Genomic DNA, 14,649 nt, shown 5'->3' on the forward strand with positions numbered 1-14,649 from the left:
CGGTATTCCTCTCCATCCACGAATGTCAGCCAAGTAGATAGCGACCACAGTGACCGAGCACGCGCAGCCCGCCAACCCGTCCGACGCGACCCCGCAGCACCGCTACACCGCGGAACTCGCCGGCCAGATCGAGCAGCGCTGGCAGGACCGATGGAGCGCGGAGGGCACCTTCGACGCGCCCAACCCGGTCGGCCCGCTGGCAGGCCCGGTTCCCGCCGACAAGCTTTTCGTGCAGGACATGTTCCCGTACCCGTCGGGGACGGGTCTGCATGTGGGGCACCCCCTCGGTTACATCGCCACCGACGTGTTCGCCCGCTACCACCGGATGCAGGGCCACAACGTGCTGCACACGCTCGGGTACGACGCTTTCGGTCTGCCGGCGGAGCAGTACGCGGTGCAGACGGGCACGCATCCGCGGGCCACCACCGAGGCGAACATCATCAACATGAAGCGCCAGCTGCGGCGTCTCGGCCTCGGGCACGACGAGCGGCGCACGTTCGCGACCACCGACGTCGACTTCTACCACTGGACGCAGTGGATCTTCCTGCAGATCCATGACGCCTGGTTCGACAAGAAGGCAGGAAAGGCCCGGCGCATTTCCGAGCTCGAGGCGGAGTTCGCCTCGGGTGAGCGCAGCGTGGAGGACGGGCGGGACTGGCAGTCGTTGTCGGTCTCCGAGAAGGAAGCCGTCCTCGACTCCTACCGGCTCGTGTACCACTCGGATTCGATGGTCAACTGGTGCCCGGGTCTGGGCACTGTCCTGGCCAACGAGGAGGTGACAGCGGACGGCCGCAGCGACCGCGGCAACTTCCCCGTGTTCCGGAAGCACCTGCAGCAGTGGATGATGCGGATCACCGCCTACGCCGACCGTCTCGTCGACGACCTCGAGTACCTGGATTGGCCCGAGAAGGTCAAGGCCATGCAGCGCAACTGGATCGGACGCTCGCACGGTGCGCAGGTGAAGTTCCAGGCCAACAGTCACAAGATCGAGGTGTTCACGACTCGACCGGACACGCTGTTCGGTGCCACCTACGTGACGCTGGCGCCGGAGCACGACCTCGTCGACGAGCTCGTCGCCGCCGAGTGGCCCGAGGGCGTCGATCCGCGATGGACCGGCGCTGCGGCCAATCCGGCCGAAGCCGTTGCGGCGTACCGGAAGTCGATCGCGGCCAAGTCGGATCTGGAACGTCAGGAATACAAGGAGAAGACGGGTGTCTTCCTCGGCACCTACGCGGTGAACCCCGTCAACGGGCGCGAGCTGCCGGTGTTCATCGCCGACTACGTCCTCACCGGATACGGCACGGGCGCCATCATGGCGGTCCCCGGCCATGATCATCGTGACTACGAGTTCGCGACCGAGTTCGGTCTCGACATCGTCGAGGTGATCTCCGGTGGCGACCTCACGAAGGACGCGTACACCGGCGACGGCACCATCGTGAACTCGGACTTCCTGAACGGAATGACCGTCGCCGACGCCAAGAGGGTCATCACCGAGCGTCTCGAGGCGGACGGCACCGGTAAGGGCACCATCCAGTACAAACTGCGCGACTGGCTGTTCGCCCGTCAGCGGTACTGGGGCGAGCCCTTCCCGATCGTGTACGACGCCGACGGCAGTGCGCACGCACTGCCGGATTCCATGCTGCCGGTGGAACTTCCGGAGGTCGAGGACTACGCTCCCGTGTCCTTCGATCCCGACGACGCCTCCTCGGAGCCCTCTCCCCCGCTGGCGAAGGCTGTCGACTGGGTCAATGTCGAACTCGATCTCGGGGACGGGCTGCAGACGTACCGCCGCGACACCAACGTGATGCCACAGTGGGCGGGCAGTTCGTGGTACCAGCTGCGCTACATCGACCCGACCAACCAGGACACGTTCTGCGACAAGGAGAACGAGCAGTACTGGACGGGTCCGCGGCCGGAGATCCACGGACCGAACGATCCCGGCGGCGTCGACCTGTACGTCGGCGGTGTGGAGCACGCTGTGCTGCACCTGCTGTACTCGCGGTTCTGGCACAAGGTGCTGTTCGACCTCGGCTACGTCAGCTCGAGCGAGCCGTACCGCCGCCTGTACAACCAGGGCTACATCCAGGCCTACGCCTACACCGATGCGCGCGGGGTGTACGTGCCGGCCGACGAGGTGGAGGAGAAGGACGGCAAGTTCTTCTATCAGGGCGCGGAGGTCAACCGCGAGTACGGCAAGATGGGGAAGAGCCTCAAGAACTCCGTGTTGCCGGACGAGATCTGTGAGGAGTACGGGGCCGACACCCTCCGGGTGTACGAGATGTCGATGGGCCCGCTGGATACGTCGCGTCCGTGGGCGACCAAGGACGTGGTCGGCGCTCAGCGTTTCCTGCAGCGCGCCTGGCGTGTGGTGGTCGACGAGGAGTCCGGCGCCGTGCGGGTCACGGACGACGCCCCCTCCGAGGACACCCTGCGTGCGCTGAACAAGGCCATCGCCGGGGTGAGCGACGACTACACGGCGCTGCGGGATAACACCGCGGCGGCCAAGCTGATCGAGTACACCAACCATCTCACCAAGGCCTACCCCGGTGGTGCCCCGCGCTCCGCGGTGGAGCCCCTGGTGCTCATGCTCGCGCCGCTGGCCCCGCACCTCGCGGAGGAGCTGTGGTCGCGGCTCGGCCACGAGAAGTCGCTGGCCCACGGCCCCTTCCCGGTGGCCGAGGAGAAGTGGCTGGTGGAGGACACCGTCGAGTACCCGATCCAGGTGAACGGCAAGGTCCGCAGCCGAGTGACGGTGGCGGCCGACGCGTCACGCGAGGAGATCGAGAAGATCGCGCTCGCCGACGAGAAGATCGTGGCACTGCTGGGAGGCAAGGACCCGCGCAAGGTGATCGTCGTACCGGGGAAGATGGTCAATATCGTCCTCTGACGTGCTCCGCACCCGTGAGCACTTCTTAACACTCCGTGGTTGAGAAGTGCTCACGGGTGTCGTGTTTGCGCTACTGTCTCGAATAGAACACGTTCTAGTCGACTTCAGGAGCATTCGCCATGGCACCGTCCGTAGAAGACATCCGCAAGACCGTCGAGAGGTACGTCGAGGTGGTGGCCACGGGCACCGTCGACGACGTGCTGGCGCTCTATGCCGACGGTGCGATCGTGGAAGATCCGGTGGGGACCGACCCGCGGACCACGGTGGAGTCGATTCGCGAGTTCTACGGGGTGATCGAGCCGCTGCAGCAGACCAGCGAACTGCACACGCTGAGGATCGCCGGAAATACAGCGGCCTTCCACTTCTCGCTGGTCACCGAACTGGGCGAGCAGAAACTCGAGATAGCGCCGATCGATGTGATGACCTTCGACGACGACGGCAAGATCACGACCATGAAGGCGTACTGGTCGCAGGAGGACATGGTTACGCGCTGACACGCGCACGACCACAGCGGGATTACCGCCCGGTCGAGCGGAAACTGTGCTTACGATGTCGGTGTGGCCACCGACGACGCCGGGCCGGCCGCAAGGGGTGCCCGACGCAGAGCAGTCGCACGTGCAGGTACGCGCTTTCGGCGCGCACCGCGTCACTGGCTGGTCGTAGCGGGTGCCGTCGCCGCCACGGTGATGGTGGCCTGCTCCTCCGGGTCGGAGGTCAGGACCGCCTCCGTCGAGCTCAACGGCGCCATGGACGACGGGTATCCCTGGACGCAGGTGCTGCTGCCGCCGCAGACGCCCACCACCGTTCCGTACGGTCCTGCCGGCACCGAGCTGCCCACCGAGGGCGGCACCGGCGGCATCCGAGTGGTGGGTGACCGCACGGGTCTCTACGGGGGAAGCCCGGACCGGTTGCTGTGCGACCGCCAGAAGCTCGTCGACGACCTCGAACGGGACCCCGCCCGAATGACGGCGTGGTCCGGCGTATTCGACGTCGACGACGTTCGGAGTTACGTACGGACGCTGACGCCGGTTTTGCTTCGCGCGGATACCCGGGTCACCGACCACGGGTTCGAGGGGGGCCGGGCGCAGCCGGTCCAATCGGTTCTCGAGGCCGGGACGATCGTTCTGGTCGACGACCACGGCGTGCCGCGGGTTCGGTGTGTACAAGGCAGCCCTCTCCTGGCCCCCATCCTCGGCGAGAATTCGGAAATGCAGGGTGACCCGTGGCCGAATTTTCAGGAGGATCGGCTCTTGGTAGTGCAGCCGTCGAACCTCGCAATGAACGACATCGCCGTCGTGGACTTGATGACCGGAGGCCTTACTCCCGTTCCGGTCGGTGCGGGACCGGGGCAGCCGGCGGAGCGTCCGAGGCCGCCGGCGCCGGTGATCTCCGAAGCCCCTGTCGTCGATTCGCCGCCGATCGCGGTGCAGCAGGCTGCGCCACGTCCTGCCCCGGCTACGGTTGCGCCGCCGCCACCGCCTCCTCCCCCGCCGCCACCACCGCCGCCGCCCCCACCCCCGCCGCAGGTCGAATTGCCACCGCCTCCGGCCCCCGCGCCGTTGCCGCAGCCGCAGATCCGGGTGCAGATTCCCGGCATGCCTCTCCTGGTCATTCCCATTCCCTAGGGATCGGAAGTGACGCCACCCTTGATCTATGGTGGAACGTGTTCTAGTTTTGGTACTTCACGTACCGATAGGGAGCCGTATGACCACATCAGGGGACAACCACGCCATCCTCCCCGCGAAGGAATCGGTGGACCAGAGCTTCGACGTGGTCGTGGTCGGATCGGGCGCTGCCGGAATGAGTGCGGCGATCACCGCGGCCGCGCGCGGACTGAAAGTAGTGATCGTCGAGAAGTCGCCGTATTGGGGCGGCTCCACGTCCCGATCCGGTGGCGGAGTATGGATTCCGGGAAACACGGTGCTCCAACGTGACGCTCCCCCCGACGATCTCGAGGCTGCCCGCACGTACGTGCGCAGCATCGTCGGACCGGTCGTCGATCCCGAGCGGATCGACACCTACATCGACAGAGGGCCGGAAGCACTCCAGTTCCTGATCGACCACAGTCCGCTGAAGTTGGAATGGGTGAAGAACTACTCCGACTACTACCCGGAGGCACCGGGTGGGCTGGCCACCGGGCGCTCGTGTGAGCCCGTGCCGTTCGATGCGCGCGCACTCGGCGACGACCTCGACACCTTGCATCCGCCGTACAGCAAGACCCCGCTGAACGTCGTCGTGAAGCAGTCGGATTATCGCTGGCTGAGTACGGGATTCCGGACCTGGCGCGGACCGGTTCGGATGGTGCGGGTCGGACTGCGCAGTATGGTCGCGAAGGCGCGGCGACAGCACCTGATCGGCATGGGTGCGGCCCTGATGGCGGAACTCCTGCTCGGGGTCCGCCAAGCGGGGATCCCCCTGCGGCTGAACACCGAGCTGACCGATCTGGTCACCGAGAACGGCCGCGTGGTCGGGGTGGTCGTGAAGTCGAACGAGCAGACTACGACGCTGCGCGCGGGGCACGGTGTCGTCCTGGCGTGCGGTGGATTCGACAACAATGCGGAGATGCGACGGAAGTACCAGCGCGAGCCGATCGGTTCCGACTGGACCACCGGGGCACCGTCGAATACGGGCGACGGGATCAATGCGGCGCTGAAACTCGGTGCCGGGGTGAGCTTCATGAGCGACGCGTGGTGGGGTCCGAGCATTCCGCTGCCCAAGGGACCGTGGTTCGCCCTGGCCGAGCGGTCGCTGCCGCGCAGCATCATGGTCAACGACCGCGGCGAGCGTTTCATGAACGAGTCGCTGCCGTATGTCGAGGCGGTACACCGCATGTATGGCGGTGAGTACGGGCAGGGCGACGGCCCGGGCGAGAACATCCCCGCCTGGTTGATCTTCGACCAGACCTACCGGGACCGGTACCTCTTCGCCAGTGTCACGGCGCGTGCCCCACTTCCCAGGAAATGGCTCGACAGCGGGGCGATCGTCAAGGCGTCCACTCTCGAGGGCCTTGCCGAGAAGATCGGCGTTCCCGCGGACCGCTTCACCGCTACTGTCGAACGGTTCAACGGGTTCGCCCGCCGGGGTGTGGATGAGGACTTCCACCGTGGTGAGAGCAAATACGACCACTACTACGGCGACATCAGCAACAAACCCAACCCGAGCCTGGGCGAGTTGACCAGGGGCCCGTTCTACGCGGCCAAGATGGTCCCGGGCGATCTGGGTACGAAGGGCGGCATCAACACCGACACGGCGGGGCGAGCACTTCGCGAAGACGGAACCGTCATCGAGGGACTCTATGCGGCGGGAAACACCAGCGCGCCGGTCATGGGACACACCTACGCGGGACCGGGAGCCACGATCGGGCCTGCGCTGGTCTTCGGCTATCTCGCGGCACTCGACATCGTGGATAGGGCGCGGTCGATGGCCGGCACGTCCGGAGAGTGATGTCCGAACGCGAGGTCATGGTCGACGGATTCCGTTGGAATATCAGCGATCTGGGCGCAGGTCCGCCGGTGGTGATGTGCCACGGATTCCCGGGACTCGGGTTCAGTTATCGCCATCAGAGTCGCGCGCTCGCCGAGTCCGGCTTCCGGGCCCTCGCGCCGGACATGCCCGGGTACGGTCGCACGGACACCCCCGTCACCATCGGCGATTACACGAACGATCGCGTGGCCGACCAACTCGTCGGCCTCCTCGACACGCTCGGTGAGGATCGAGCGGTATTCGTCGGCCACGACTTCGGCGCCCCGGTCGCGTGGACGCTCGCTCTCCGCCACCCCGAGCGGGTGTCGGGGCTGGTGCTCCTGGCGGTGCCCTATGCGCCCGACCGCTTTCCCGCCCGACCGTCCGAGTTGTATGCGGCGTTGGCGCGCAAGCACTTTCTGCACATCCACTACTTTCAGGAACCCGGTGTCGCGGATCGGGAGCTCGACGCCGACCCTCGCCGATTCCTGCACAGGCTGTTCTACGCGCTCTCGGGCGACTATCACTACCTCGACATTTGGCAGCACCCGTCCGAGGGCAACGGCTACCTCGACGTGTTGCCGCCCGCGCCGCCGTTGCCGTGGTCGTGGTTGTCGCAGGCCGAGTTCGACCATTACGTCGAGGTATTCAGCGCTACCGGGTTCACCGGTGGCCTCGACTGGTATCGGGCGTATGACGCGAACTGGGAACGCAGCGTGGACCTCGATGGCGCCCCCATCGAGGTCCCGACGCTGTTCATCACCGGCGCCCGTGATCCCGTCCTCGCGATGAGCGGTTCGGCGGCATTCGACCGCATGCGGGAAGCCGTTCCCGACCTGCGGGGCGTGCACTTACTGGAGGGCGCCGGGCATTTCGTTCAGCAGGAGCGGCCCACCGAGGTGAACAAGCTCCTGCTGGATTTCGTGACCGACCTGGACGTCACCGGGTCCGCAGGCCACTAGTTGAATTACAACTAGTTGCCGGCGGCCTTCTCGTTCTTGCGGTTGGCGGCCTCGGACTCGGCCAAATCCTCCACGCGGTCGGCCCGCGCCCGCTTGTCTGCTGCCTCGCTCTGCTTGTCGGCGGCTTCCTGCAGTTGCTCCTTGGCAGGGGAAGCGGCCTTCTCCTCGGAGGCCTTGATCTTCTCCCGCTCGTTGCGTGCGGCGGCCTCCGCGGCCTGTTTACGCTGAGCCGCCTGCTCGTCGGCCTGCTTCGCCGCGGCTTGCTTGCGCTGTTCGGCCTCCTGAGCGGCGGTGCGCTTGCGTTCTTCTTCACGCTTACGGGCCTGCTCGACCTCGCGCTGCTTTGCCTCCTGCGCTTCAACTTGCTGCTCGTTGGCGCGCTGTCGCTCGGCTTCCAACTCGGCGTCTGCCTCCGCCTCTTTGCGGCTCGCTTCGGCATCGAGTTCCGCTGCCCGCAGTAGCGCGTCGCTGCGTTTGGTGAGCGCCGCGCCGCGCTGCTCGACCTCCTGATCGCCCAGAACACTGCCGACGGCGCCGTCGAGGACGCCGAGAGTGCGTTCGTACATCACCCGCGCCGGGGCCTCGGTGCCCAGCCGGGACATGAACTGGTCCTCGATCAGTTGCAACGGGAACCGCACGATCTTGTATTGCAGGCGCAGGACCGCTAACGGCACACTGACGATATTCATCGAATCTCCCTCGATACGTGGGTGGTTATCAGGACTGTTCGGCGTCGTCGCGCAGGGCCTCGGCTTCACGACGTGCACGCTCGGCTTCGGCCCGCGCGGCGTCCGCTTCGCGTATCGACTGGCGGTGCTCCTCGACGGCCTCTCCGGCGCTCTCCGCCGCGGCAGCGACCTCGGTGCGCGCATTCTCCTCGGCCCGACTGGTTTCGATCCGGGCGTCGACTCCGGCCCGGGCCTGCTCCGTGACCACCTCACGGTGCTGCGCCTCTTCAGCCGCTCGGCGCTGTGCTCGGCGCTGCTCTTCGGCGGCTTGCCGTGCAACATCCGCCTCGTCCCGGACCTCGGCGCGTTCTGCGGCCCCTTCGGCACGCACTTCCTGGAGTTCCTCGGCCGCCTGCTCGGTCTCCGCCCGGGCGATGGCTTCGGCGGAGTTGGCTTCTTTGCGCTGCTGCGCCTCGGCTTGCTGCAATTGTCCCTCGGCGGTCAGCGAGTCGTTCCCGGTCACCGCTCCGGCGACCTCTTTCGCCTTGCCCTTGACGGAGTCCAGCAAACCTTCGCGGGCTTCCCCGGACGTGTCGCGATCACTCATGGATGGTTCTCCTACTGTCGTGGGCTGAACGGGCTGTCGTGTGCTGAAAAGGCCAGGCTTTGCCGTCCCGAACCGACGAGTAACCAGAATGGGCGATCGCGAATCGCCGGATTCTGCCGCAGTCGTCAATTCCGTGGGTTCGCCGGTGTGATCACCTAGCATCGGGGCCATGACCGCGACGCACACCGATCAGTCGTATACCGCACTGCTCGACGAGGTGGCCGCGTCGCAGCGGGCGCTCGAGTCGACGCTCGAGACCTTGACCGACCAGCAGGCCCGTGAACCCTCCCGGTTACCGGGGTGGAGTCGTGGTCATGTGGTGACGCATCTGGCGAGGAACGCGGATGCTCTCAATCGGTTCGCCGTCGGCGTGATTACGGGGGAACCCGCTCCGGAGATGTATCCCGGCGGGCCTGCTGCCCGGGCAGCCGCGATAGAGGAGGGGGCGGGCCGGCCTGTCGAGCTCCTCGCCGCCGACTTCCGATTCGCCGGCCGCCGCGTGATCGATTCGCTTCGGGAGATCACCGCGGACCGGTACGAGACGCCGGTGAACTGGCGTAAGCCGGTGACGGCCTGGGATGTGCCGGTACTGCGGTGGCGTGAACTCGAGATCCATCACGTCGACCTCGGCCTGGACCATGCGGTCGGTGACTGGCCGGAGGCCTTCGTCGACAACACGTTGGCGACGGAGCTACCCGAGTTGAAGGCACTCCATCCCGACGTCACCATTCCGGAACTGCCGCGTCACGAGCTGCTCGCGTGGTTGATCGGCCGTCCCACCCGTACCGGGCTGCCGTCGGTTCCCGCCTGGCCGTTCTGACCGTCAGGCGTATTCGGCGGTGTCGAAGGAGCTGGCCTCGTCGAGGCCGGCCCAGATGATGTTGCAGCGCTTACGGGTCATTTCGTCGGCGTCGGTGAGCAGGGCGTCGAGCAGGGAGCGGGGGGTCTTCTGCCACGACTGCTGCAGGGCTTCCACAGCGTGGGGCGGGAACAGCCCCGAGCGGGCGGCCGCGAGGGTCCACTCGCCGAACTCGCCATCATGGATCCGCTCGACGGCGTCGTAGTCCACGTCGCCGTCGCCGAGATCGAGGGAGAACATCGAAGCGAAGAGATCGCCGCTCACGTCGATGACGGAATCGTTCGGCTTGCGCTGTTCGGTATTCATCGTGGCGTTACCTCCTGAGCCGACGTGAAAGACCCGACTCGTGCTGGCGAACTGTGCTGACGTGAAGAACTGTAGGGCGGTTGATTGTGAGCAGCTTAAGGGTTTTCTGAAGGACCAAACAGTGATGTATCTCACGCCGGTTTTTTGCCGGGACGCCGCGAAAGTCTCGCTGTCACCGGACGCGCAGGACGACTTCGGTGGGATGTGCGTCGGCCGGCGTCTCGACGGCTTGACGTACGGCAGCGGCGACCGTCGAGGCTCGGAGGTACTTCTCGGGACGGTATTCGTTGCCCTCGCCTGCGACGATGGCGCGTTGCATGTCCGTGTCGATCCGTCCGGGGTGAAGGGAGGTGACCCGCAGGTCCGGCTCCTCGAGCCGCAGGGAGTCCGCGAAGGCGCGGAGGGCGAATTTGCTCGCCGCATAGGATCCCCACCCGGCATTTGCCCGGATTCCCGCACCGGAATTGATGAGCACGACGTATCCTCCGGCGGCGCGTAGGGCAGGTAGGAGGAGGCGCGTCAGCTCGGCCACGGCGATCACGTTCGCTTCGAGGGTGTGACGCCACTGCTCGACGCTGGACTCGGCGACGGTCGACAGGTCGGCGACCCCGGCGTTGTGTACCAGCACGTCGAGGTGCTCGATCGGCGCGCAGGCCTCGGCCACGGCGTCGTAGTCGGTGAGTTCGACGGGCCAGGGAGTCGCGGCGGGGAGTTCGCCGAGGATGGCGGTCAGCGACGCTGCTGTGCGGGCTCCGAGAAGGAGGTCGTGACTCGGTGCGAGTTCGCGGGCGATGGCGGCTCCGAGGCCGCGGCTGGCTCCGGTGATCAGGGCTGTGGGCACGGACCCGAGGCTAGCGCCCGTGAGCACTTCTCAACGCTCCGGTGTTAAGAAGTACTCACGGCCGACCAGTGATGCCAGCGCAGGGAGCGGACGGTGATCACCGGTCCCTGCGGACGGCGCGCGGCGTACTGCGGGTATTTGGCAGCGAGAGCGTCGATGGCGGCGGTTCCCTCCGCCGTGGTCGCGTCGAGTACCTCGGCCACGCCGTCGACCCGCACCCACCACAGTTGGTCCCAGTCGTCGTCGTAGTGATCGACGAGGATGCTGACGGAGGGATTCGCGGCGATGTTCTTCAGTCGACGTAATGCCGTGGTGCGCTTGGGTTTGAAGTCGACGCACGAGTAGATCGTGTCCTCGGCGAGGGCAAAGACCAACGGTACGAGATGCGGTACTCCGTCGGGTCCAGCGGTAGCCAGCCGGGCGACGCGGGCAGCGGAGAATCGCTGCACGGGATCCATTACGACTCCCTGACGTTCGCGTCCGACAGCAGCTGACTCGATCGCGAGGGCACGCGGCCAAGTATCGGTCGACCCGGCGAGGCACGTCAACCTCGAATTGACTACGAAACCACCAATGTGATGCCGAGCGTGAGCATCAGGGCGGCGATACCGGCGTCGAGTGCCCGCCAGGCGCCGGGACGGGCGAATACTCGGTGCAGGAATCGGGCGCCGTAGCCGAGGGCGAGGAACCAGCTGACGCTCGCGACGGCCGCTCCGAGGCCGAACAGCCAACGCCCGGGATCTCCTTGATTGTTGGCGACCGATCCGAGCATCAGCACCGTGTCGAGGTAGACGTGCGGATTCAGCCAGGTCAGTGCGAGGCAGGTGAGAATCGCGGTCGCAAGTGTCGCGGACCCGACTTCCTGCGGAGTGTCGAGCGTGCCGGGACGTAGGGCTCGACGGGCCGCGAACGCCGCGTAGGCCAGCAGGAACGCGGCTCCGGCCCACCGGATGACGGTGATTGCGCCGGGCGCGTGGGCGAGGATCGTGGCAATTCCGCTGATCCCGAGTCCGATCAGGATGACGTCGGAGACCGCGCAGAGAGCGACGACGGGAAGGACGTGTCGGCGGACGATGCCCTGCCTCAGTACGAAGGCGTTCTGGGCGCCGATCGCGACGATCAGCGACAGACCGGTGCCGAAGCCCGCTGCTGCCGTGAGCACACTGGGTGTGATGTCCATGGACACCACGCTACGAAGCCGCCACACTTCAGGCCAGCTAATTATCCTTCATTGCCATTAGCATCGCTTCACATGGAGCTGGACCTTGCCGCGCTGCGTACGTTCGCCGCCGTTATCGACGAAGGGACGTTCGAGGCGGCGGCCCGAACCCTGCACATCACACCGTCCGCCGTGAGCCAGCGCATCAAGGCGCTCGAGCAACAGGTGGGACGCGTGCTGGTGCAGCGGGTGAAGCCGGCGCGGGCCACGGACTCGGGGCGCGTGGTGCTCACCCTCGCACGGCAAGTGGCCCACCTCGAGCAGGAGACGATGGCCTCGCTCAATCCGGATACTGCGCAGACAAGCACGCTGCCCCTCGTCGTGAACGCGGATTCGCTGTCGACGTGGATGATCCCGGCCCTAGCCCGGTTGGCACCGGAACATCGTGTGCTGTTCGACCTGCACCGCGAAGACGAGTACCACTCGACGGCGCTGCTGCGGGAGGGAACGGTGATGGCGGCGGTGACGTCCGTTTCGGAGCCGGTGCAGGGATGCACGGTGGAGACACTCGGATCGATGCGATACCGCGCACTGTGCAGCCGTGAGTTCGCCGACCACTGGTTCCCGGACGGGCCGACCGCCGAGGCCCTCGCAGTCGCCCCCATGCTCGACTTCGACCGCAAGGATGAATTGCAGGCCAGATTTCTGCGGGGGTTCACTCGACGACGGATGCATCCACCGCGGCACTTCGTTCCCGGCTCCTCTGCATTCTCGGACGCGGTCCACTACGGGCTCGGCTGGGGACTGCTCCCCGAACTGCACACAGGCACCGACCACGGACTGGTCGAGCTCGATCCGGCGCGGCCGATCGATGTGCCGTTGTACTGGCAGCGGTGGAAGTTGGAATCGCCGCTTCTCACGGCTCTCACCAGTGCCGTCCGCGAGGGGGCGCGCGAAGCGTTGCGGTGACGTGGGGTGGGCGCAACACTGGTGGCATGGACGCCGACAGCCCGATGGACCCGGTGCAGGCTCTCCGCGAGACAGCGTTCTGGCTCGAGCGATCCAGGGCGGAGACGCACCGGGTGAAGGCGTATCGGCGCGCCGCGGACGTGGTGGCGGGTTTGTCGGAGGAACAGCGGGACATCCGTCAGCGGACCGACAGCTGGAAGGACCTGCCGGGCATCGGACCGAAGACGGCGACGGTGATCCGTGAGGCACTCGACGGTGTTCCTGCCTACCTCACGGAATTGCGGGAAAAGGCGGAGCCCCTCGGTGGCGGTGCACTCCGCGAAGCGCTGAAGGGTGATCTACACACTCATTCGGACTGGTCCGACGGTGGCAGCCCGATCGACGAGATGATGCGGAGTGCGGCTTCGCTCGGTCACGAATACTGCGCTCTCACAGATCATTCCCCCAGACTGACCGTGGCCAACGGATTGTCCGCCGATCGGCTGCGCGCCCAACTCGAGGTGATCGCCCGCCTCAACGAGGAGCTGGCGCCCTTCCGTATTCTCACCGGCATCGAGGTCGACATTCTCGAAGACGGTTCCCTCGATCAGGATCCGGACCTCCTCGACGAACTCGACATCGTGGTCGCCAGTGTGCATTCGAAGCTTCGGGCCGAGAGTGGTGCGATGACGCGGCGGATGCTGAAAGCCGTGGAGAATCCGCGAGTCGATGTGCTGGGACATTGCACGGGTCGCCTCGTCATGGGAGGCCGCGGCACTCGGCCGGAGTCCACATTCGACGCCGAGAAGGTGTTCACCGCCTGCCGTGACCACAGCACCGCCGTCGAGATCAACAGCCGTCCCGAACGCCGCGACCCCCCGAGCAGGCTGATCGACTTGGCCGTGGACCTCGGGTGTCTGTTCTCGATCGACACCGACGCGCACGCGCCCGGACAGCTTGCGTGGCAAGGGTACGGGTGTGAGCGGGCGATGCGGTGTGGCGTCGAACCCGAACAGGTGATCAATACGTGGCCGGCCGACGACCTGCTGGAGTGGGCAGGTTCCCGGTAAGGGGAGAGGATGCCTCCGCCCAGAAGCGCTTCGGAATTCGACCGGCATTCCGTGCGCGGCGTCCGGCTCGAACCGCGTCCGCCATGGCCGCGGCCATGAGCGGCGGATCGAACGAGCGGGTGACGGCGGACGCGAGCAGCACGGCGTCGCACCCCAGTTCCATGGCCAGGGCCGCATCACTAGCGGTGCCAATCCCGGCGTCGAGGATGACCGGGACACCGGCGCGGGCGACGATCATCTCGATGTTGCGGGGGTTGGAGATGCCGAGTCCGGTGCCGATCGGTGAACCGAGTGGCATGACGGCGGCGCAGCCGGCGTCCTCGAGCCGCATCGCCAGCACGGGGTCGTCATTGGTGTAGGGCAGCACTACGAAGCCGTCGTCGACGAGTTGCTCTGCTGCCGATACGAGTTCGACGGCATCGGGAAGAAGGGTCCGCTCGTCCGCCACGACTTCGAGCTTCACCCATTCGGTGCCCAGCGCCTCGCGCGCGAGCCGAGCAGTCAGCACGGCCTCCGCGGCACCTCGGCAACCGGCGGTGTTGGGCAACAGTGCGATGCCGAGTCGGTTCAGCAGTTCGAGCATCCCCGTCTTCCCGGCCGAGTCGACGCGGCGCATCGCGACAGTGGTCAGTTCGGTGCCCGATGCGAGGAGTGACTCCTCGAGAACGGAAAGGTTCGCTGCACCACCGGTTCCCATGATCAGCCGCGAAGAAAATGTGCGGTCTGCGATCGTGAGCGGGTCGACCCGGATCTCCGCCACCCCTGCACCTCCTTCGGCCGGAACTTCTTCGTGTACCGCACCCTACGAGCCAGAGAACACGGAGGTGAGAGCCACATGTGTGCTGGGTCATAGGTCCAGATTGGACCCACGGGCGCGCAA

At 66.4% G+C, this 14,649-nt stretch carries 15 protein-coding genes; 8 read left to right on the forward strand and 7 right to left on the reverse strand.

All coding sequences use genetic code 11. The features are described from left to right. Positions 1-49: 49 nt before the first annotated feature. From leuS to JQT59_RS06680, 5 genes are all read left to right on the forward strand, one after another. Positions 50-2,887, forward strand: coding sequence for a leucine--tRNA ligase (gene leuS, locus JQT59_RS06660; protein WP_213575459.1), 2,838 nt, complete (start codon positions 50-52; stop codon positions 2,885-2,887). Positions 2,888-3,006: 119 nt separating this feature from the next. Beyond that, positions 3,007-3,381 (forward strand): nuclear transport factor 2 family protein, encoded by a 375-nt coding sequence (locus JQT59_RS06665; protein WP_213575460.1) that lies wholly within the window; start codon positions 3,007-3,009, stop codon positions 3,379-3,381. A 63-nt stretch (positions 3,382-3,444) separates the two neighbouring features. Continuing rightward, positions 3,445-4,512 (forward strand): DUF6777 domain-containing protein, encoded by a 1,068-nt coding sequence (locus JQT59_RS06670; protein WP_213575461.1) that lies wholly within the window; start codon positions 3,445-3,447, stop codon positions 4,510-4,512. 79 nt (positions 4,513-4,591) lie between these two features. Then, complete coding sequence (kstD, locus tag JQT59_RS06675; protein WP_213575462.1) at positions 4,592-6,331, forward strand: 3-oxosteroid 1-dehydrogenase; 1,740 nt, start codon at positions 4,592-4,594, stop codon at positions 6,329-6,331. Next, positions 6,331-7,311, forward strand: a complete 981-nt coding sequence (locus tag JQT59_RS06680) for an alpha/beta fold hydrolase (protein WP_213575463.1) — start codon at positions 6,331-6,333, stop codon at positions 7,309-7,311. Before kstD ends, JQT59_RS06680 begins: the two co-directional genes overlap by 1 nt. 11 nt (positions 7,312-7,322) lie before the next feature. Here JQT59_RS06680 and JQT59_RS06685 read toward each other — a convergent pair whose 3' ends face one another. Continuing rightward, positions 7,323-8,000, reverse strand: a complete 678-nt coding sequence (locus JQT59_RS06685) for an IF2 family translation initiation factor (RefSeq protein WP_213575464.1) — start codon at positions 7,998-8,000, stop codon at positions 7,323-7,325. 28 nt (positions 8,001-8,028) lie between these two features. Further along, positions 8,029-8,586 (reverse strand): CsbD family protein, encoded by a 558-nt coding sequence (locus JQT59_RS06690; RefSeq protein ID WP_213575465.1) that lies wholly within the window; start codon positions 8,584-8,586, stop codon positions 8,029-8,031. A 169-nt stretch (positions 8,587-8,755) separates the two neighbouring features. Here JQT59_RS06690 and JQT59_RS06695 point away from each other — a divergent pair, with 169 nt between their 5' ends. Next, positions 8,756-9,406, forward strand: coding sequence for a maleylpyruvate isomerase N-terminal domain-containing protein (locus tag JQT59_RS06695; RefSeq protein ID WP_213575466.1), 651 nt, complete (start codon positions 8,756-8,758; stop codon positions 9,404-9,406). A gap of 3 nt (positions 9,407-9,409) precedes the next feature. On the opposite strand, the gene JQT59_RS06700 is transcribed toward JQT59_RS06695, so the two are convergent. The 4 genes from JQT59_RS06700 to JQT59_RS06715 form a co-directional block, all read right to left on the reverse strand. Continuing rightward, entirely contained in the window at positions 9,410-9,751 is a 342-nt protein-coding gene (locus JQT59_RS06700; protein ID WP_213575467.1) for a hypothetical protein, read from the reverse strand. A 172-nt stretch (positions 9,752-9,923) separates the two neighbouring features. Further along, entirely contained in the window at positions 9,924-10,592 is a 669-nt protein-coding gene (locus JQT59_RS06705; protein WP_213575468.1) for an SDR family oxidoreductase, read from the reverse strand. A 44-nt stretch (positions 10,593-10,636) separates the two neighbouring features. Next, positions 10,637-11,050, reverse strand: a complete 414-nt coding sequence (locus tag JQT59_RS06710) for a TIGR03668 family PPOX class F420-dependent oxidoreductase (RefSeq protein ID WP_213575469.1) — start codon at positions 11,048-11,050, stop codon at positions 10,637-10,639. Positions 11,051-11,151: 101 nt separating this feature from the next. Next, positions 11,152-11,772, reverse strand: a complete 621-nt coding sequence (locus JQT59_RS06715) for a LysE/ArgO family amino acid transporter (protein ID WP_213575470.1) — start codon at positions 11,770-11,772, stop codon at positions 11,152-11,154. A gap of 72 nt (positions 11,773-11,844) precedes the next feature. Between JQT59_RS06715 and JQT59_RS06720 the strand changes: the two genes are divergently transcribed. Together JQT59_RS06720 and JQT59_RS06725 are read left to right on the forward strand one after the other, a co-directional pair. Beyond that, positions 11,845-12,720, forward strand: coding sequence for a LysR family transcriptional regulator ArgP (locus JQT59_RS06720; RefSeq protein ID WP_213575471.1), 876 nt, complete (start codon positions 11,845-11,847; stop codon positions 12,718-12,720). A gap of 44 nt (positions 12,721-12,764) precedes the next feature. Further along, positions 12,765-13,769 (forward strand): PHP domain-containing protein, encoded by a 1,005-nt coding sequence (locus JQT59_RS06725; RefSeq protein WP_213577463.1) that lies wholly within the window; start codon positions 12,765-12,767, stop codon positions 13,767-13,769. Here JQT59_RS06725 and JQT59_RS06730 read toward each other — a convergent pair. Continuing rightward, complete coding sequence (locus tag JQT59_RS06730; RefSeq protein WP_502939840.1) at positions 13,720-14,520, reverse strand: thiazole synthase; 801 nt, start codon at positions 14,518-14,520, stop codon at positions 13,720-13,722. The genes JQT59_RS06725 and JQT59_RS06730 overlap by 50 nt on opposite strands. Positions 14,521-14,649: the final 129 nt, after the last annotated feature.

This window comes from Rhodococcus sp. USK13 (genome assembly GCF_018343855.1).
Lineage (GTDB): Bacteria > Actinomycetota > Actinomycetes > Mycobacteriales > Mycobacteriaceae > Rhodococcus_F > Rhodococcus_F oxybenzonivorans.